The organism is Sphingomonas sp. CCH21-G11 (genome assembly GCF_001555965.1).
GTDB lineage: Bacteria > Pseudomonadota > Alphaproteobacteria > Sphingomonadales > Sphingomonadaceae > Sphingomonas.
Genome location: NZ_LSHX01000024.1, coordinates 73,675 through 93,224, shown reverse-complemented (window position 1 = coordinate 93,224; position 19,550 = coordinate 73,675). Strand labels below are relative to the sequence as shown.

Sequence of the window (19,550 nt, the reverse complement as noted above, 5' to 3'; positions counted from 1 at the left end):
GACACAGTTATGCAGTCGCAGCCCGTTGAACCCAAACAATCGCTCCACCGGGTGCGCGTCGGCGTGACGGGGCTCGCGTCCGTTCTGATCCTCTTGCTGGCCGCCGGCGCCATCTACAACGCCGCGCGTGACGAGCCGCAATCGGCGGCGATCGGTGCGCCCAAGGCGGAAGTGGTCGCCAACATCGCCGCGCCGGTTGCCGAGCAGACGCCCGAGGGGGCGGAAACGGACGAGCCGCTTGCCGAGCTCGGTGTCGCGCCGAGTACCAAGGCACCGCCCGCCAGCGAGGCGGCACCCCTGCCCGATACCGATGCGAGTCCGGTCCCCGTCGAATAGGCCGCGCTGACCGCGCCGGTCCCGTCGTCCGCGCGCGGGCGGCGTGCGCATCATGCTGTCTTGCCCTCCGTCACCCGTCCCGCGCGCCACGGGCTCGTGCCGTCATCGGCTGCGCCGCATATCCCCGCGCGATTCCCCCGTCTCATGGGCAAAATCCCACTCTCACCCAATTCTGCCCATTGTTTTCCAACTGATCTATGGTATTTCCCATCGCCTAAGGGGGCACGCTCCTGACCGTGAGCGAGCGGTTGGCGGGGGACGCGGAGGCGCGTTTCCGGCGTGGGATGCGTGCGCCCGGGTGAGGGTGTGGTGGCGGAACGCGAGCTTTATCTGAGCTACGGATTGCAGGCGGTCGATGCGAAGGGTCGTGTCGCGGTGCCCGCCACCCTGCGCGCCGCGCTCGAGGCCAATTCGCCCAGCCGCAGCCTGTTCGTCGGGCGGCATGAATCGCACCAGTGCCTGTCCGGCTTCGACGCCGCATGGCCCGCCATCCTCCACAGCCGGCTCGACCCCCGCGAGCTGAGCCGCGAGGATTCGGGGGGTGTCGCCGACTACAACCTGACCGGCACGGCGTTCGGCGATCTGGAGGCCGCCGCCTATGATTCGGCGGGACGCTTCGTCATCCCGCCCTTTTTCCGCCGCATCGCCCGGATCGAGAAATGGGCGTTCTTTCATGGCCGCGGCAACACCTTCAACATCTGGAATCCGCACCACATGCTGGCCGACGACAGCATCGCGGATCAGACCCGCGAACTCGTGCGCTGGGCGCTCGAGGAAAAGGGGGCGCTGTGACCGCCGCCGCCGCCCTGCCGCCCGTGCCGCCGCCGCATGTGCCCGTGCTGCTCGCCGAAGTGCTCGATGCGCTGGCGATCGCGCCCGGCGAGCGCCATGTCGACGCCACGTTCGGGGCCGGCGGGTACACGCGCGCGATGCTCGATCGCGGGGCCGAGGTGGTCGCATTCGACCGTGATCCGGATGCGATCGACGGCGGTGCCGCGCTGGTTGCTGAAATGGCCGGTCGGCTGACTTTGGTCCAGGCACCGTTCTCCGCGATGGCGAGCGAGCTGGCGCGGCTGGGCAAGGTGCCGGTCGACGGCGTCGTCATGGACATCGGCGTGTCGTCGATGCAGCTCGACCAGGCCGATCGCGGCTTCTCGTTCCAGGCCGACGGACCGCTCGACATGCGCATGGCACAGGCGGGGCAGAGCGCGGCCGATTTCGTCAACGAGGCCGACGAAGCCGAAATCGCCGACGTGCTCGATCGCTATGGCGACGAGCCCCGCGCGCGCCGGGTCGCCCGCGCGATCGTCGCCGCGCGCCCGCTGACCCGCACCGGCGAGCTTGCCGATGTCGTCCGCCGGGCGCTCGGTCATCGCCCGCACGACAAGAAGGATCCGGCGACCCGCACCTTTCAGGCGATCCGGGTCCACATCAACCGCGAGCTCGACGAACTGGCCGAGGGATTGGCCGCCGCCGAACAGGTGCTGGCGCCGGGCGGGCGGCTGGCGGTCGTCACCTTTCATTCGGGGGAGGACCGCATGGTCAAGCGGTTCCTGCGCGAACGCAGCGGCAGCGAGCCGGCCGGATCGCGGCACCGGCCCGTCGCCGCGCCGCGGCACGCGCCGACATTTGCCGCGCCGGCGCGCGCGGTGCGGGCCGGCGATCGGGAAATCGAACGCAACCCGCGCGCCCGGTCGGCCACGCTGCGCGCGGCGCGGCGCACCACGACAACGGCCACCCAGGGCACAGGAGGACATGATGGCGGCCTATAGCTTGCGGGGACTCGGCTGGTTCCTGTCCGCGGTCATCGCGGCACCGGCCTGCTACATGGTGTCGTCCCAGGTCGCCGCGGAGCGGGCGAGAATGGAGGCGATCGATCGATCGATCGCCCAGGCGCGCAAGGACATCCGGATGCTGGAGACCGAGTTCAACACGCGCGCCAACCTGGCCCAGCTCGAACGCTGGAACGGCGAGGTGCTGGCGCTGACCGCGCCGGCCGCCAACCAGTTCGTGCCCGGTGAGGCTGCGCTCGGCGCGCTCAACGATCTCGCGGGCAGCGAGCGGCCGCAGCTGGCCAGCTATATCGTCCCGTCGGGCATCATCGACACGCGCGACGTCGCGACCGGCCCGGTTGCCAAGGTCGATCCGGCTGCGCGCCGTGCGCCGCCTCCGTCGATGCCGGCGATCGAGGTCCAGGCCGCCGCGCGCGACGAGGCGAAGGCCCGGCTCGTCCAGGTCCAGCTCGCCGCCGCCGGCCGTCCGGCCGCGCCGTCGCCCGCCGCGACCAAAGGTCCGGCGCGGGCGCAGGCGGTCGCGATGCTCGACCGCAAGCTGCTGCGCGACACGAGCTTCAACGAACTGATCGCGTCCACCGGCGAGGGAAGCCGCGCAAGGTGATCGTCCTCGTCGCGCCACCGATGACCGACCGCCGGGCCGAAACCGGCCGGGCGCCGATGGTCGCGGTGGCGCACATGCGCCTGATGATCCTGATGCTGGTGTTCACCGCCGCGGTGCTGCTGATCGTCATGCGTCTGGCGATGCTGGCGCTGTTCGCCGAGCCGCGCGACGGCCGTGATGCCGCCGCCGCGCTCGCGCCGCTGCGCGCCGATATCGTCGATCGCAACGGCGCGCCGCTCGCGCGCACGATCGACGCCTGGACGATCGGCGTGCGGCCCGGCCACGTCATCGGCGACCGGGCCGAACTGGCGCGCGGGCTCGCCGCGCTGCTCCCCGAACGCAGCGCGGCGGAGTATCTGCGCATCCTCAACTCGCGTTCCAATTTCGTGTATCTGCGCCGCCGCGCCGTGCCGCAGCTGGTGGCCGAAGTGAACGCGCTCGGCGAACCCGGCATCGCCTTTTCGCGCGAGCCCGAGCGGTTGTATCCGCAGTCGGGGCTGGCGGCGAGCGTGCTCGGCTACCTCAACATCGACGGCAAGGGCATGCTGGGGATGGAAAAGGCGCTCCAGCGCCAGCTGACCGATCCGCAGGCGCGCGGCGAGCCGGTGGCGCTGTCGATCGATTCACGCGTGCAGGCGGCATTCGAAAGCGAGCTGTCGCAGGCGATGATGAAGTTCAGCGCGATCGGGGCGGGCGGGCTGATCCTGGATGTCGACAGCGGCGAGGTGCTCGCCATGGTGTCGCTGCCCAGTTTCAATCCCAACGCGGTCTCCGGGCGCGAGAACGAGCTCAACCTAGTCACCCAGGGGGTCTATGAACTGGGTTCGACCTTCAAGCCGCTGACGATGGCGACGGCGATCGAAACCGGTCTCGTGACGTCGATGGCGACCCGCTACGACGCGACCGCGCCGCTTCAGGTCGGCCGGTTCCGCATCCGCGACGACCATGCGCAGAACCGCTATCTCAACGTGCCCGAGGCGCTGGTCCACTCGTCCAACATCGTCACCGCGCGCATTGCCGACGCGCTGGGGCAGGAGCGGATGGCCGCATCGTTCCGCGCGCTCGGCTTCGATACGCCGCCGCATATCGAGATCGAGAAGGCCAAGCCGCAATGGCCGGGCTTCTGGGCGCGCACCACCGTGATGACCAGTGGCTATGGCCACGGCATCGCGGTGACGCCGCTGCATCTCGCCAACGCCTATGCGACATTGGTCAATGGCGGCATCTGGCGCCCGACCACGTTGATGAAGATCGCGCCGGGCAAGGCGCCGAAGGGACGCCGGGTGTACGCGCAGGCAACGAGCGACCGGATGCGCCAGCTTCTGCGGCTGATCGCGCTTGAGGGCACTGGACGGCGCGGCGACGCCCCGGGCTACCGCGTCGGCGGCAAGACCGGGACCGCGGAGCGCGCCGGGGCGGGCGGATATTCGCGCAAGGTGAACGTGTCGACCTTCGCGGCGGCTTTCCCGATGGACGCGCCGCGCTATGTGGTGATCGCCATGCTCGATTCCCCAAAAGGTACCGCCGACACGTTCGGCTTCACCACCGCGGCGTGGACGGTCGCCCCCGTCGTCTCGCGCGTCATCCAGCGTTCGGGACCGATGCTGGGCGTCTATCCCGACATGCGGCGCGACATCGATGTCAGCGACCTGACGCCCTTGCTGTGGAAAGCGCCGGGCGATGCGTCGAAGGCGGCGGTCGAATGAGGCTGGGCCAGCTGACCGGCCGCGACGAACCCCAGACCGTGACCGGCTTCGCCATCGATCATCGCCGCGTCGCGCCAGGCAATGTCTTCGGCGCGTTCCAGGGCACGCAGGTGAATGGCGAGGACTTTATTCCCGCCGCCGTCGCTGCCGGCGCGATCGCCGTGGTGGCGCGTCCCGAAGCCGTGGTGACCGGCGCGGTCCACATCGCCGACGACACGCCGCGCGCTCGCTTCGCCCGCGTGGCGGCCGATTTTTACGCGCCGTTTCCCGAAACCGCTGTGGCGGTCACCGGCACCAACGGCAAGACCTCGACCGTCGAGATGACCCGCCAGCTGTGGCGGATGACCGGGCATCATGCCGCGTCGATCGGCACGCTGGGCGTCACGACGGCGCAGGACCAGCTGTCGACCGGGCTGACCACGCCCGACATCGTCACCTTCCTATCCAACGTCGCCGGGCTGGCGCGCGAGGGGGTGACGCACCTTGCCTTTGAGGCGTCGAGCCACGGTCTTTCGCAATATCGTACCGAAGGATTGCCGGTTCACGCCGCCGCCTTCACCAACCTCAGCCGCGACCATCTCGATTACCATGGCGACATGGCGGCCTATTTCACCGCCAAGATGCGGCTGTTTGCCGAAGTGCTCCAGCCCGACGGGACGTCGGTCGTCTGGGTCGACGATCCCTGGGCCGACCAGGTGATCGATCTGGCGCGGATGCGCGGCAACCGGCTGATGACGGTCGGCGAACATGGCGAGGCGATCCGCTTGGTCGCGCGCGAGCCCAGCCTGCTCGGCCAGGCGCTGACCATCGAATTTGATGGCGCCCAGCATCGCGTCAAACTGCCGCTGATCGGCCGCTACCAGGCCGCCAATGCGCTGATCGCGGCGGGGCTGGTCATCGCAACGGGGGGCGAGCCGACGGCGACCTTCGCCAATCTGGCGCGGCTGTCGCCCGTGCGCGGCCGGCTCGAGCGCGCGGTCATCACGCGTGCGGGTGCGCCCGTCTATGTCGACTATGCCCATACCCCCGATGCGATCGAGGCGGCCATCGCCGCGCTGAAACCGCATACGGAGGGGCGGCTGATCGTCGTGCTCGGCGCGGGCGGCGATCGCGATCCCGGCAAGCGCGAGCCGATGGGGCAGGTCGCCGCTGCGCACGCCGACCGGGTGATCGTCACCGACGACAATCCACGCAGCGAGGACCCGGCAGAGATCCGCCGCGCGATCCTGAAGGGCGCGCCCGACGCGACCGAAGTGCCCGACCGGCGCGAGGCGATCGCCCTCGCCGTGGCCGAAGCGGGGCCCAACGACATCGTGCTGCTGGCGGGCAAGGGGCACGAGCAGGGCCAGATCGTCAGGGACCTGGTGCTGCCGTTCGACGACGTCACCGTCGCGCGCGAGGTCGCGGCGTGATGGGGGTGAGAAGCTATTTGGCCTCAGCAACGCTCCGTTCGTTTCGAGCGAAGTCGAGAAACGGCCGCCGCGCGTGTGCATCACGTTTCTCGACTTCGCTCGAAACGAACGGTCGTCGTGCAAGCTCGTGTCGTCATGGTGGGGCTGTCGCATGACCCCGCTATGGACCTCCGCCGAGATCGCAGCCGCCACCGGCGGCACGGCCAATGCCGACTTTGTCGTTTCCGGCGTCACGTTCGATTCGCGTGAGGTCGGGCCGGGCGACCTGTTCGTCGCGCTCCGGGGTGCGACGACCGACGGGCACCGTTTCCTCGATCAGTCGCGCGCGCAGGGCGCGGCGGGCGCACTGGTCGGCGCGGACTGGGACGGGCCGCAGGTGCGCGTCGCCGACACCATGGCGGCGCTGGAGGCGTTGGCGCAGGCGTCGCGCGCGCGCATGGCGGGGCGCGTGATCGGCGTCACCGGATCGGTCGGCAAGACCGGCACGAAGGAGGCGCTGTTCGCCGCGCTCGATCGCAGCGCGCCGGGCGAGGTGCACCGGTCGGTCAAAAGCTACAACAACCATACCGGCGTGCCGCTCAGCCTTGCGCGCATGCCGCGCGCGATGCGCTTCGGCGTGTTCGAAATGGGCATGAACCACGCCGGCGAACTGTCGGCGCTGACCCGGATCGTTCGCCCGCACTGCGCGCTGATCACCGCAATCGCGCCCGCGCACATCGAATTCTTCAAGGACGAAAGCGGTATCGCCGACGCCAAGGCGGAGATTTTCGAGGGGCTGGAGCCGGGCGGCACCGCGATCGTCCCGTTCGACAGCGTGCATTATCCCCGGTTGCGCGCCGCCGCCGAGCGTCATGCCGGGCGGGTCGTCAGCTTCGGCAGCGGCGCGGGTGCCGACGTTCGCGCGCTCGAATCGATGCGCACCCGCTCGGGCGGCACCTATCTGAGCGCGCGCGTCGGTGCGCATGAGGTCAACCTGACGCTGGCACAGCCGGGCGGGCACTGGGTGTCGAACGCGCTGTGCGTGCTTGCCGCGGTCGATGCGGTCGGCGGCGATCTTGGGCTGGCGGCGCTGGCGCTGGGCGAGCTGGGCGGCCTTGCCGGACGGGGCGAGCGCACCCGCATCGACCTCGGCGCTGGTGATCCCGTGCTGCTGATCGACGAAAGCTACAACGCCAACCCGGCTTCGATGCGCGCGACGCTGGCGGTCCTGGGCGAAGAGGCGGCGGCGCGGCGCATCGTCGTCCTGGGGGACATGCGTGAACTGGGCGCGGACAGTCCCGGCTATCACGCCGCGCTGGCCGAGCCGATCGTCGCCGCCGGCGTCGATTTCGCGCTGCTCGTCGGGCCCGAGATGGCCGCGCTCGCATCCGCGCTTGAGGGGCGCGTCGATTTCGTCCATGTCGTCGATGCCGCCAGCGCGCGCGAACGGGCCGTCGCGCTCGTCCGACCCGGCGATGCGGTGCTCGTCAAGGGATCCAACGGAATCGGACTGGCGGCGGTGGTCACCGCGCTGAAGGCAAGGACGTAATGCTGTACTGGCTGGCCGAGATGCTGGGCTTTCCCGGCGTGCTCAACCTGATCCGCTATCTCAGCTTCCGCACCGGCGGCGCGGTGGCGACCGCGCTGCTGATCGGGCTGGTGATCGGTCCGCGCTTCATCGGCTGGCTGCGCGTGCGCCAGGGCAAGGGCCAGCCCATCCGCACCGACGGCCCGCAATCGCATCTGTCGAAGCGCGGCACCCCGACCATGGGCGGGCTGATGATCCTGACCGCGATGAGCCTGGCCATCCTGCTGTGGATGGACATGTCCAACCCCTATGTCTGGGCGTGCCTTTTCGTGACGTTGGGCTTTGGCGCGATCGGTTTCCTCGACGACTATGACAAGGTGCGCAAGGCGAGCACCGCGGGCGTCTCGGGCCGGGTCCGGCTGCTCGCGGAGTTCGCGATCGCGGGTCTTGCCGCCTTCATCATCACGCGGCTGAACGGCACCCAGCTTTACGTGCCCTTCTTTTCCAACGTCGCGATCGACCTGGGCTATTTCTACATCGTCTTCGCCGCCTTCACGATCGTGGCGTTCGGCAACGCGGTCAACCTGACCGACGGGCTCGACGGCCTGGCGACGATGCCGGTGATCATCGCCTGCGTGGCGTTCATGATCTTTGCCTATCTGGCGGGCAATGCGCGCTTTGCCGAATATCTCGGCATCCCGCACGTCCCCGGCGCGGGTGACCTGGCGATCTTCTGCGGCGCGATCGTCGGCGCGGGGCTTGCCTTCCTGTGGTTCAACGCGCCGCCGGCGGCGGTGTTCATGGGCGATACCGGCAGCTTGGCGCTCGGCGGCGCGATCGGCACGATCGCGGTCGTCGCGCACCATGAAATCGTGCTCGGCATCGTCGGCGGCTTGTTCGTGGTCGAGGCGCTGAGCGTCATCATCCAGGTCTTTTTCTACAAGCGCACCGGCAAGCGCGTGTTCAAGATGGCGCCGATCCACCATCATTTCGAGCAACTGGGCTGGAGCGAGCCGACGGTCGTGATCCGCTTCTGGATCATCGCGATCGTGCTGGCGCTGGCTGGCCTCAGCACGTTGAAGCTCAGGTGATCGTCGCGTCCACCTGGCGCGGCAAACGCTATGCGGTGCTGGGGCTGGCGCGCTCCGGCGCAGCGACGGTCGCCGCGCTGCTCGCGGCGGGTGCGGAGGTGCTGGCGTGGGATGCGGATGAGGGGCGGCGCGATGAGATCCTCCCCGAGCTTGCTCGGGGAGGGGGACCGCGCCCGCAGGGCGTGGTGGAGGGGTCTGGCCCCGAAATTGCCCCTCCACCATCGCTGCGTGATGGTCCCCCTCCCCGAGACAAGCTCGGGGAGGACCTGACGCTCGTCGATCCGCTGACGGTCGATCTGACCGGCTATGCGGCGGTTGTCGTCTCGCCGGGCGTGCCGCTCAATCGGCACCCGATCGCGGCCCATGCCGCGCAATTCGGCATCCCCATCATCGGCGACATCGAACTGTTCGCGCAGGCCCGTGCCGGGCTGCCGGCGCACCGGGTCGTCGGCATCACCGGCACCAACGGCAAATCGACCACGACTGCGCTCATCCACCACATCGTCGCGACGGCGGGCTGGCCGGCACGGATGGGCGGCAATATCGGCCTGCCGATCCTGGCGCAGGATGCGCTGCCCGAGGGCGGGGTGTATGTGCTCGAACTGTCGAGCTATCAGATCGACCTGACTCGCACCCTCGATTGCGACGTCGCGGTGCTGCTCAACATCACCCCCGATCATCTCGATCGTTACCGGGACTTCGACGCCTATGCCGCCGCCAAGGCGCGGCTGTTCGCGATGCAGTCGCCTGGCCACGCCGCGATCATCGGCATCGCCGACGCACCATCGGCGGCGATCGCGCGCCAGGTGGCACTGAGCGGGCGGGGCGAACAGCTGACGAAGATCGCGCCGGGCGTGTGCATGGACCAGTCACGCTGGCCGGCGCTGCAGGGGCCGCACAATGCCCAGAATGCGCTCGCCGCGATCAGCGCGTGCGAGGCGCTGGGCGTGCCGCAGGCGGCGATCACGCGCGGGCTTGAGACCTTCGGCGGTTTGCCCCACCGCATGGAACGGGTGAGTGAGGTCGGCGGCGTTCAGTTCGTCAATGACAGCAAGGCGACCAACCCCGATTCTGCCGCGCCAGCGCTTCAGGCCTATGACCGCATCCACTGGATCGTCGGCGGCCAGGCCAAGAGCGACGACCTGGAGGCGTGCCGGCCCGGTTTCGGCCATGTCGCGCGCGCCTACACGATCGGGGACGCGGCGGCACGCTTCGCCGAGCTGCTGGCGGGCGAAATGCCGGTCGAACGCTGCGACACGCTCGACCGCGCGGTCGCCGCCGCGGCCGCCAATGCCCGGCCGGGCGAGACGGTGCTGCTGTCGCCGGCCTGCGCATCGTTCGACCAGTTCCGCGATTATGAAGCCCGCGGTGACGCCTTCCGCACGCTGGTGGAGGGGCTGAAATGACCGACGCGGCGCGTGAGACCGGGCCGGGCGGACTGCGTGGCCGCGTCGCGCGCGAGCTGGGGCGCGGCACCCGGTCGCCGATCGGCATGTGGTTCTGGGAAATCGACCGGCTGCTCCTGTTGCTCATCCTGTTGATGATCGCGCTCGGGCTGGTCGCGGTTGCCGCCGGGTCGCCGGCTTCGGCCCATCGCTATTCGGATGCCGACACCAGTTTCCCGCCGATGTATTATCTGTGGCGGCAGTTCGGCTGGGCGGCGATCTCGCTGCCCGTCCTGATCGCGACGTCGATGCTGCCGGTACAGTTCGCCAAGCGCGCGGCGATCGTCGGCACGCTGGTGCTGCTGCTCTGTCTCGTTGCGGTCCCCTTCATCGGGCACGAGGTGAACGGCGCGCGGCGCTGGATCGGCGTCGGCATCTCGCAGTTTCAGCCGTCCGAATTCCTCAAGCCGTGTTTTGCGATCACGGTCGCGTGGATGCTGTCGCTGCGCGCGCACGACCCGCAGCTGCCCGTCATTCCCCTGACCGGCCTGCTGACCGCAGTCATCGCCGCGCTGCTGATGATGCAGCCCGACCTGGGCCAGACCGTCCTGTTCTGCTCGATCTGGCTCGCGCTCCTGATGATCGCGGGCATTTCCCCGCGCGCCGTCGCCGCGCTGGGCGCGGCCGGGCTGGCCGGGGTGGTCGCCGCCTATCTGTTCTACGGGAATGCGCGCGCGCGCATCGACGCGTTCCTGTTCCCCGATCAGGAAACGCTCGCCGCCGACACCTATCAATCCGACATGGCGCACGCGACGCTGACCGCGGGCGGGCTGACCGGCACGGGGCCGGGCGGCGGGCGCGTCAAGTTCCGCCTGCCGGAGGCGCATACCGACTACATCTTCTCGGTGATCGGCGAGGAGTTCGGACTGATCGCCTGCGCGGTCATCGCGCTCCTGTTCCTCGCGCTGATCGTGCGGGTGTTTGTCCGATTGCTGGACGAAACCGACGCCTTCCGCCTGATGGCGGCGGCTGGCCTGGCGGTGCAGTTCACCGTCCAGGGGATCATCAACATGGCGGTGAACACGGGGCTTGCGCCGTCCAAGGGCATGACCCTGCCGTTCATCAGCTATGGCGGATCGTCGATGATCGCGCTGTCGGCGGGCATGGGCTTGCTGCTCGCATTCACGCGCCGCAACCCGTATCTGTTGCGCTCCCCCTATTCGGTGGGCTGGAGCGGCAGATAGGATGACGACCAAGCGGCATTACATCATGGCGGCGGGCGGCACGGGCGGACACATGGTGCCCGCCGCCGCGCTCGCGGCCGAGCTGATCCGGCGCGGCCATCGCGTTTCGCTGGTCAGCGACGCGCGCGGCGTGCGCTTTCCCGGATTGTTCGACGGCATCGATACGCATGTCCTGCCCGCAGGAAGGCTGGGCGGCGGTCCGATCGGCTATGCGCGTGCGGCGTCGCAGATGCTGAAGGGCCGCGCCCAGGCGATCCGCCTCTATCGCGAGGTCGAACCCTCCGCCGTGGTCGGTTTCGGCGGCTACCCGGCCTTCCCGGCATTGCTCGCCGCGTTCAATCGCGGCATCCCGACCGTCATCCACGAACAGAACGCCGTGCTCGGCCGCGTCAATCGGCTGGTCGCCGGGCGTGTCGATGCGATCGCGACGTCCTATCCCGACACCGAGCGGCTGAAGCCCGCGCATCTCGACAAGGTGCGCCTGGTCGGCAATCCGGTGCGCGAAGCGGTGGCGGCGCTGCGGATGCGCCCCTTTCCGCACCTGGACGAGGAAGGGATTTTCCGCGTGCTGGTGACCGGCGGCAGCCAGGGCGCGTCGATCCTGAGCGAAGTCGTCGCCGATGGGCTGGCGATGCTGCCCATCCATTTCCGCCGCCGGATGCAGGTAACGCACCAGGTGCGGATCGAGGATATCGACAAGGTGCGCGCCAAATATGCCGAGCACGCGATCCCGGCCGAAGTCGCGACCTATCTGCCCGACCTGCCCGACCGGCTCGCCTGGGCACACATCGTCATTGCGCGCGCGGGTGCGTCGACGATCGCCGAGCTGACCGCGGCCGGGCGTCCGGCGATCCTGGTGCCGCTGCCGAGTGCCACCGACGATCACCAGACCGCGAATGCGCGCGAGATCACCGAAGCCGGCGGCGCGCGTACCATTCCGCAACGGCTGTTCACCGCGCGCGAGCTCGCCAAGCAGATGCAGCGCCTCGGCCTCGATCCCAAGGGGCTGGAGAATGCTGCGGCGCGCGCCCGCAGCGTCGGGCGGCCCGATGCGACCCGCGACCTCGCCGACCTGGTCGAGCGCGTCCATGCGCCGCTCGCCCCGATCGGGCCAGCGCCGTCGGCCAACCGCAGCCGGGAAGCCTACGCATGAGGGGAGTCGCGACCGACATCGGCACGATCCACTTCGTCGGCATCGGCGGCATCGGCATGTCGGGCATTGCCGAAGTGATGAAGAATCTCGGCTATCAGGTGCAGGGGTCGGACGTGGCCGAGGGCTATGTCGTCCAGGGGCTGCGCGACCGCGGCATCCCGGTGACGATCGGCCACCATGCCGACAATCTGGGCGACGCCGCGGTGGTCGTCACCTCGACCGCGATCCAGCGCGGCAATCCGGAAGTGGAGGCCGCGCTCAACCGCCGCATTCCGGTGGTGCGCCGCGCCGAGATGCTGGCGGAGCTGATGCGGCTCAAATCCACCGTCGCGGTCGCGGGCACGCACGGCAAGACGACGACGACCAGCATGATCGCCGCGCTGCTGGATGCGGGCGGGGTCGATCCGACCGTCATCAATGGCGGCATCATCAACAGCTATGGCAGCAACGCCCGACTTGGCGCGAGCGACTGGATGGTGGTCGAAGCGGACGAGAGCGACGGCAGCTTCCTGCGCCTCGATGGCACGATCGCGGTCGTGACCAACATCGATCCCGAGCATCTCGACCATTACGGCTCGTTCGAGGCGGTGAAGGACGCCTATGTCGAGTTTGTCGAGAACGTGCCCTTTTACGGCGCGGCGCTGCTGTGCCTCGACCATCCCGAGGTGCAGGCGATCATCCCCAAGGTGCGCGACCGCCGCATCGTCACCTATGGCTTCTCCGCGCAATCGGACGTGCGCGGCGTCAACGTCACACCTTATCCGGGCGGCAACCGGTTCGAAGCGATCATCCGCCACCGTGACGGCACCACCCGCTCGATCGAGGGCATCGACCTGCCGATGCCGGGCCGCCACAACGTCCAGAACGCGCTGGCGGCGGTCGGCGTCGCGCTGGAGCTGGGCGTCGACGATGCGACGATCCAGCGTGGCTTCGCCAATTTCGGTGGCGTCAAGCGGCGCTTCACCAAAGTGGGCGAAGTGGCGTTCGGCGCGGGTCAACCGCCGGCGCTGGTGGTCGACGATTACGGCCACCACCCGGTCGAGATCCGCGCGGTCCTGTCCGCGGCGCGCGAAAGCGCAGTCGCGCGCGTGATCGCGGTGTGCCAGCCGCACCGCTATTCGCGGCTCGGCAATCTGATGGAGGAGTTCGCGCAGGCGTTCAACGACGCCGACCGCGTGCTGGTGACGCCGGTCTATGCCGCCGGCGAAGCGCCGGTCGAGGGCGTCAGCGCCGAAGCGTTGGTCGAGGCGGTGCAGCGGCGCGGGCACCACGCGGTCGCGGCGGTCGCGGATGCCGATGCACTCGCGGCGGAGCTGGCGCGCGTGGTCGAGCCGGGTGACCTGATCGTCTGCCTGGGCGCGGGCGACATTACGAAGTGGGCGGCCGGGCTGGCCCATGCGATTGAGGCGGCGCGGGGATGACTATCCGCACCTCTTCCCCAGAAACCCCGTTCGTTTCGAGCGAAGTCGAGAAACGTGCGCCCGGACCGCGTTTCTCGACTTCGCTCGAAACGAACGGTGAGTCTTTACAAGCGGCAGAGGCTCCTTCCCCCCTTCCGCGAGCGGGAGGGTTCGGGGGAGGGCCTGATCCGGACGGACGAATTCCCACACCCCAACCCCCTCCCGCGGGCGGGAGTATATCCGCCGTGCGCGGCAAGCTGACCGCGCAGGCGCCGCTGGCACCCCTCGTCTGGTTCAAATCGGGCGGGGCGGCGCGGTGGTTGTATGAGCCCGCAGATGCCGATGACCTCGTGCGGTTCCTGGCTGATCTCGATCCGGCCATCCCGGTCCTGGCGCTTGGCCTCGGTTCCAACCTGATCATCCGTGATGGCGGCTGGCCGGGCGTCGTGATCCGGCTGGGCAAGCCGTTCGCCACCGTCGAGCGGCTGGATGCGACGACGCTGCGCTGCGGCGCCGGGGCGTCGGGCATCCTGGTGTCGTCCACCGCGCGCGACGCGGGGATTGCCGGACTTGAGTTCCTGCGCTCGATCCCCGGCACGGTCGGCGGCTTCGTGCGGATGAACGGTGGCGCCTATGGTCGCGAGACCGCCGACATCCTGGTCGAGTGCGACATCGTGCTGCGCTCCGGCGAGCGGCGCACGCTCGATCGCGCCGCGCTTGGCTACACTTATCGCCACAGCGAATTGCCCGATGGCGCGGTGGTGGTCGGGGCCACTTTTCGCGGCGAACTCGGCGATCCGGCGGCGATCCAGGCAGAGATGGACCGCATCGCCGCCGCGCGTGAGGCGTCGCAGCCACTGCGCAGCAAGACCGGCGGATCGACCTTCAAGAACCCTGACGGGCACAAGGCCTGGGCATTGGTCGATGCGGCGGGCTGTCGCGGCCTGACCATCGGCGGCGCGCAAGTGAGCGAGAAGCACACCAATTTCCTGATCAACAGCGGCACCGCCACCAGCGCCGACATCGAGGCGCTGGGCGAGGAAGTGCGCGCGCGGGTGAAAGCGCAGTCGGGCGTCGAGCTGGAATGGGAGATTCAGCGGGTGGGGGTGGCGAAGTGACCGCGTGGGCTCAGCTCTTCCCCGTACCGGGGAGGATCAAGTGACCGCTCCCCTTCATATCGCCGTCCTGATGGGCGGCTGGTCGGCGGAGCGTGAGGTGTCGCTGATGTCGGGCGCAGGCATTGCCGAGGCGCTGGAGCAGCTGGGCCATCGCGTCACCCGCATCGACATGGATCGCCACGTCGCGCTGCGCCTGAGCGAGGCAAGGCCCGATCTCGTCTTCAACGCGCTGCACGGCACGCCGGGCGAGGACGGATCGGTGCAGGGAATGCTCGACCTGATGGGGTTGCGCTACACCCATTCGGGCATGGTCACGTCGGTCATCGCGATCGACAAGGTGCTGACCAAGCAGGCGCTGGTGCCGTTCGGCATCCCGATGCCGGGTGGGCGCATCGTCAAGTCTGCTGAGCTTTACGAGCGCGACCCGCTGCCGCGGCCCTATGTGCTCAAACCCGTCAATGAAGGCTCATCGGTCGGCGTCGCGATCGTGACCGATGAAGGCAATTTCGGCAATCCGATCAGCCGCGACGCCGCCGGCCCGTGGCAGGAATTCGACGAACTGCTTGCCGAGCCGTTCATTCGCGGGCGCGAACTGACCACCGCGGTGCTGGGCGACGCGGCGCTGGGGGTGACCGAGCTCAAGCCCAAGAGCGGCTTCTACGATTATGACGCCAAATATACCGACGGGCTGACCGAGCACGTCTTTCCCGCCGAAATTCCCGACGAGATCACCGCGGCGTGCCGCGCGATCGCGATCGAGGCGCACAAGCGGCTCGGCTGTCGCGGCGCGTCGCGTTCCGATTTCCGCTGGGACGACCAGCGCGGCGTCGAGGGGCTGTTCCTGCTCGAGGTCAACACCCAGCCCGGCATGACGCCCTTGAGCCTGGTGCCCGAACAGGCGCGACATATGGGGATCAGTTATCCCGAACTGGTTCAGCGCATCGTCGACGCGGCGATGGCCGACCCCGAAATGGAGCCCGCATGACCCGCACCGCGACGCGCCGCGCGAGCCCCAAGCGCACCCAGCAGCTGAAGCGCAAGCCCCAGGCGAAGCGGCCGCGCCGTGCCGGCGTGCTCGACCACGCGGTCGCGGTGCTGCCCGGCGGCGAACACACCGCGCGCCGGCTGGCGGCGTGGTCGATCACCGGCGGCGTGTGCGCGCTGTTGCTGGCCGCGGCGAGCTGGGCCGGCATTCCCGGCGCGATCGGCGTGGCGATGGCCGAGGGGATCGGCGAGGCCGGATTCCGGGTCAAGGAAATCGACATCATCGGCTTGAAGCGGATGGACCGCAATTCGGTCTATGCGGCCGCGCTCGACCAGCAATCGCGCGCGATGCCGCTCGTCGATCTCAACCAGGTGCGCGACCGGCTGCTCGAATATGGCTGGATCGAGGAAGCGCGCGTGTCGCGCCGCCTGCCCGACCGTATCGTGATCGAGATCGTCGAGCGCAAGCCGGCGGCGGTGTGGCAGCATGACGGCCAGCTGATGCTGATCGACATGGCGGGCGTGCTGCTCGAACCGGTGCTGCCGTCGGCGATGCCCGAGCTGCCTCTGGTGATCGGCGAGGGTGCCAACGCCAAGGCCCCGGCCTATGAGGCACTGATCGACGCGACGCCGGCGCTCAAGCCGCTGGTCAAGGCCGCGACGTGGGTCGGGGACCGGCGCTGGAACCTGACCTTTGAAAGCGGCGAGGAACTGGTGCTGCCCGAAGGTGAGGAGTCTGCGCGCGCCGCGCTGATCAAGTTCGCGGAGATCGACGGGACGCAGGGGTTGCTCGGTCGCGGCTATCGCCGCTTCGACATGCGTGATCCAAAGAAGCTGGTCGTGCGCCTGTCGGGCGGCAATCTGGCGCAGACGATCGACGGGGAGGGGCTGTGACGGCGCGCCGCGTCGTCGGTCCGTGTAGACAAGGGGTGGAGTAAATGGCGAAGGCGCAACCGGACGGGCTGATCACCGCGCTCGATATCGGATCGTCCAAGATCTCGGCACTGATCGCGCAGAAGCTGGATGGCGGCGAGCTGCTGGTGCTCGGCACCGGCCAGCGCGAGAGCCGCGGCGTCAAGCGCGGCTATATCGCCGACATGCGCGCGACCGAGACTGCGGTGCGCGAGGCGGTCGAACAGGCCGAACGCATTGCCGGCACCAATATCGAACATGTCTGGGTCAGCTTTTCGGCGGGCAACCTGGTTTCCGACATCGTGCGGCTGGAAAGCGACCTGGGCGGGCACCGGGTCGAACAGGGCGATATCGACGCGCTGCTGAAGGCCGGGCGCAACGCGGTCGACCCCGGCCAGCGCATGGTGCTGCACGCGCATCCGATGCGCTACACGCTCGACGGGCTGACCGGTGTGCCCGATCCGCTGGGGCTGCACGCCGACCGGCTGGGGGTCGAGATCCACGTCGTCGCCACCGAGGGATCGCCGGTCCGCAACCTCGACCTGTGCGTGCGCTCGGCACATCTGAACGTGAAGTCGATCGTCGCGGCGCCCGTTGCCACTGGGCTTGCCTGTATCAGCCAAGAGGAGCGCGAACTCGGCGTGGCGCTCGTCGAAATCGGTGCCGGCATCACCAACGTCTCGGTCTTCTCGCACGGGGTGCTGACCGGGCTCGCCTCGATCCCGCTGGGTGCCGCCGATATCACGGACGACATCGCGTCCGCCTTTGGCACCAACCGCGCCCAGGCCGAGCGCCTGAAATGCTTCTACGGCTCAGCCAATGCCAGCCCGCGCGATAATCACGACATGCTCGACGTCGCGCCGATCGCGTCGGACGACGAAGCCGAAGGCACCCGGATCACGCGCGCGCAGCTGATCGCGGTGATCCGCCAGCGGCTCGACCGGCTGATGGTCGAAATCCGCAAGGAGCTAAAGCGGCTGGGGTTCGAGGATCCGGTCGGCCGCCAGATCGTGCTGACCGGCGGCGGCGCCGAACTGAAGGGCATTGCCGATTATGCGCAGCAGGCGCTCGGCAGCGCGGTCCGCGTCGGACGGCCGCGCGGATTGACCGCCCTGCCCGAAGCGCATGGCGGCCCCGGCTTCGCGACGTTAGCGGGTCTGGCGATGTTCGCGGCGGCCGACCCCATCGATCTGCGCGCGATCGAGCCGGCACAGCAGCTGGTGACGCGCCCGACCACCAAGGCATTGATCGGAAGGCTGATTACCGCGTTCCGAACAAATTATTAAACAAATGCGTCAGGGCCGCGCATTCGGGCTAGAGTCGCTGGTTTAGATGGTGCACAACGACGGTCGAGTTGGGATTTTCGCGCTCTGGGGAAGCCGCGGGGAGAATTGAAATGGGAATCGAGTTTCTGATGGACGATGTCGGTGAATTGACCCCGCGTATCTCGGTGATCGGGGTCGGCGGTGCCGGTGGCAACGCGATCGCCAACATGATCCGGTCGGACGTGCAGGGCGTCGATTTCCTGGTCGCCAACACCGATGCGCAGGCGCTGAAGCAGTCGGTCGCGCAGCAGCGCATCCAGCTGGGCGCGAAGATCACCCAGGGCCTGGGCGCAGGTTCGCGGCCCGAAATCGGGCGCGCGGCCGCCGAGGAGACGATCGAGCAGGTCCAGAAGGCGCTGGAGGGTAGCCATATGTGCTTCCTCGCCGCCGGCATGGGCGGCGGCACCGGCACGGGAGCGGCGCCGGTCATTGCCAAGGCCGCGCGCGACATGGGCATTCTGACCGTCGGTGTTGTGACCAAGCCCTTTGCCTTTGAGGGCAAGCGCCGCTCCAAGTCGGCCGAGGCCGGCATCGAAGAGCTTCAGAAGTACGTCGACACGCTGATCGTCATTCCCAACCAGAACCTGTTCCTGATCGCCAACGCCAACACGACCTTCAAGCAGGCGTTCGAGATGGCGGACGAAGTGCTGCAGCAGGGCGTGCGCGGCATCACCGACCTGATGGTCATGCCCGGCCTCATCAACCTCGACTTCGCCGACGTTCGTTCGGTGATGCAGGAAATGGGCAAGGCGATGATGGGCACCGGCGAGGCCGAGGGCGACAATCGCGCCATCGAAGCCGCGCAGAAGGCGATCGCCAACCCGCTGCTCGACGGCGTGTCGCTGAACGGTGCCAAGGGCGTGATCGTCTCGATCACCGGCGGCGAGGACATGCGCCTGCTCGAAGTCGACGAAGCCGCCAACCACATCCGCGAGCTGGTCGACGAGGATGCGAACATCATCTGGGGTTCGGCGTTCAATCCGGAGCTCGAGGGCAAGATCCGCGTCTCGGTGGTCGCCACCGGCATCGAGGCGGAGGCGCGCCAGCCGGTCGCGCCGGTCGTCGAGCCGACGCGCGTCTTCTCCTTCGCCACCCAGCGTCGCCCCGGGCTGGTTCCGATGACCGAGGAGGCGCCGGCGCCCGTCGCCCAGACGCCCGAAGTCGAGGACGAGCCGCTCGAACTGTCCGCGCCGGTCATGTCCAATGATGAGCCATCCGGCGACGAGCCGGAGGCCACCGTCGATGCGACGGCCGAGCCGATCCGGTTCGAGGATGATGCGGTCGCCGGGATGGACACTCCCGATGACGAGCTCGTGCTCGGTTCCGAGACCGAGGTCGATGACGGGACCCCGGCACCGCGCCCGATGTCGACCCGGCGCTGGCTGACCGATGGCGAGGAAGCGGCGGCGCCGCTCCCCTCCGCATCGGCGGAAGCGCCGCGCAAATCGGGCGGCACGCTGTTCGAGCGGATGGCGAATGCCGGCCGCAGTGCGGCGCGCAGCAGCGATGAGGGCAATGACTCGCTCGACATCCCGCGCTTCCTGCACCGCCAGAACAATCAATAGGCACCAGCGGATCGG

The 19,550-nt window shown here is 68.9% G+C and carries 17 protein-coding genes; all 17 read left to right on the top strand.

All coding sequences use genetic code 11. The annotated features are described in order from the left end of the window. Positions 1 to 9 precede the first annotated feature (9 nt). The 17 genes from AX676_RS05505 to ftsZ all read left to right on the top strand — a co-directional run bounded on the left by AX676_RS05505 (position 10) and on the right by ftsZ (position 19,535). Positions 10 to 336 carry a hypothetical protein gene (locus AX676_RS05505; RefSeq protein ID WP_066480371.1) on the top strand — a complete coding sequence of 109 codons (327 nt, stop codon included), beginning with the start codon at positions 10 to 12 and terminating at the stop codon, positions 334 to 336. A 309-nt stretch (positions 337 to 645) separates the two neighbouring features. Then, the gene (locus AX676_RS18225) at positions 646 to 1,128 is read left to right on the top strand and encodes a division/cell wall cluster transcriptional repressor MraZ (RefSeq protein WP_231726016.1); all 483 of its coding nucleotides are present in this window, start codon (positions 646 to 648) and stop codon (positions 1,126 to 1,128) included. Beyond that, positions 1,125 to 2,108, top strand: coding sequence for a 16S rRNA (cytosine(1402)-N(4))-methyltransferase RsmH (gene rsmH, locus AX676_RS05495; RefSeq protein ID WP_443025966.1), 984 nt, complete (start codon positions 1,125 to 1,127; stop codon positions 2,106 to 2,108). Before AX676_RS18225 ends, rsmH begins: the two co-directional genes overlap by 4 nt. Beyond that, entirely contained in the window at positions 2,095 to 2,733 is a 639-nt protein-coding gene (locus AX676_RS05490) for a hypothetical protein (RefSeq protein WP_066480375.1), read from the top strand. Before rsmH ends, AX676_RS05490 begins: the two co-directional genes overlap by 14 nt. Further along, positions 2,730 to 4,439, top strand: coding sequence for a peptidoglycan D,D-transpeptidase FtsI family protein (locus AX676_RS05485; protein WP_443025967.1), 1,710 nt, complete (start codon positions 2,730 to 2,732; stop codon positions 4,437 to 4,439). Before AX676_RS05490 ends, AX676_RS05485 begins: the two co-directional genes overlap by 4 nt. Next, a complete protein-coding gene (locus AX676_RS05480) occupies positions 4,436 to 5,851 on the top strand; it encodes a UDP-N-acetylmuramoyl-L-alanyl-D-glutamate--2,6-diaminopimelate ligase (RefSeq protein WP_066480598.1) in 1,416 nt (471 codons plus the stop codon). Before AX676_RS05485 ends, AX676_RS05480 begins: the two co-directional genes overlap by 4 nt. A 151-nt stretch (positions 5,852 to 6,002) precedes the next feature. Further along, complete coding sequence (locus AX676_RS05475) at positions 6,003 to 7,379, top strand: UDP-N-acetylmuramoyl-tripeptide--D-alanyl-D-alanine ligase (protein ID WP_066480376.1); 1,377 nt, start codon at positions 6,003 to 6,005, stop codon at positions 7,377 to 7,379. Then, a complete protein-coding gene (mraY, locus tag AX676_RS05470; protein WP_066480377.1) occupies positions 7,379 to 8,449 on the top strand; it encodes a phospho-N-acetylmuramoyl-pentapeptide-transferase in 1,071 nt (356 codons plus the stop codon). The genes AX676_RS05475 and mraY overlap by 1 nt, the downstream gene beginning before the upstream one ends. Further along, positions 8,446 to 9,855 carry a UDP-N-acetylmuramoyl-L-alanine--D-glutamate ligase gene (gene murD / locus AX676_RS05465; RefSeq protein WP_066480379.1) on the top strand — a complete coding sequence of 470 codons (1,410 nt, stop codon included), beginning with the start codon at positions 8,446 to 8,448 and terminating at the stop codon, positions 9,853 to 9,855. Before mraY ends, murD begins: the two co-directional genes overlap by 4 nt. Then, positions 9,852 to 11,078 carry a peptidoglycan glycosyltransferase FtsW gene (locus AX676_RS05460; RefSeq protein ID WP_066480381.1) on the top strand — a complete coding sequence of 409 codons (1,227 nt, stop codon included), beginning with the start codon at positions 9,852 to 9,854 and terminating at the stop codon, positions 11,076 to 11,078. The genes murD and AX676_RS05460 overlap by 4 nt, the downstream gene beginning before the upstream one ends. 1 nt (position 11,079) lies before the next feature. Continuing rightward, positions 11,080 to 12,231: an undecaprenyldiphospho-muramoylpentapeptide beta-N-acetylglucosaminyltransferase gene (gene murG, locus AX676_RS05455; protein WP_066480382.1), complete on the top strand. Its 1,152-nt coding sequence runs from the start codon at positions 11,080 to 11,082 to the stop codon at positions 12,229 to 12,231. Then, entirely contained in the window at positions 12,228 to 13,652 is a 1,425-nt protein-coding gene (gene murC / locus AX676_RS05450; protein ID WP_066480383.1) for a UDP-N-acetylmuramate--L-alanine ligase, read from the top strand. The genes murG and murC overlap by 4 nt, the downstream gene beginning before the upstream one ends. A gap of 215 nt (positions 13,653 to 13,867) precedes the next feature. After that, a complete protein-coding gene (gene murB, locus AX676_RS05445) occupies positions 13,868 to 14,749 on the top strand; it encodes a UDP-N-acetylmuramate dehydrogenase (protein WP_231726469.1) in 882 nt (293 codons plus the stop codon). A 40-nt stretch (positions 14,750 to 14,789) separates the two neighbouring features. Next, the gene (locus tag AX676_RS05440; protein ID WP_082730956.1) at positions 14,790 to 15,734 is read left to right on the top strand and encodes a D-alanine--D-alanine ligase; all 945 of its coding nucleotides are present in this window, start codon (positions 14,790 to 14,792) and stop codon (positions 15,732 to 15,734) included. Next, positions 15,731 to 16,627 (top strand): cell division protein FtsQ/DivIB, encoded by an 897-nt coding sequence (locus tag AX676_RS05435; RefSeq protein WP_066480387.1) that lies wholly within the window; start codon positions 15,731 to 15,733, stop codon positions 16,625 to 16,627. The genes AX676_RS05440 and AX676_RS05435 overlap by 4 nt, the downstream gene beginning before the upstream one ends. Before the next feature lie 44 nt (positions 16,628 to 16,671). Beyond that, positions 16,672 to 17,931 (top strand): cell division protein FtsA, encoded by a 1,260-nt coding sequence (gene ftsA, locus AX676_RS05430; protein WP_066480389.1) that lies wholly within the window; start codon positions 16,672 to 16,674, stop codon positions 17,929 to 17,931. Positions 17,932 to 18,041: 110 nt separating this feature from the next. Next, positions 18,042 to 19,535 carry a cell division protein FtsZ gene (gene ftsZ / locus AX676_RS05425; protein ID WP_066480390.1) on the top strand — a complete coding sequence of 498 codons (1,494 nt, stop codon included), beginning with the start codon at positions 18,042 to 18,044 and terminating at the stop codon, positions 19,533 to 19,535. The last annotated feature ends 15 nt before the right edge of the window (positions 19,536 to 19,550 follow it).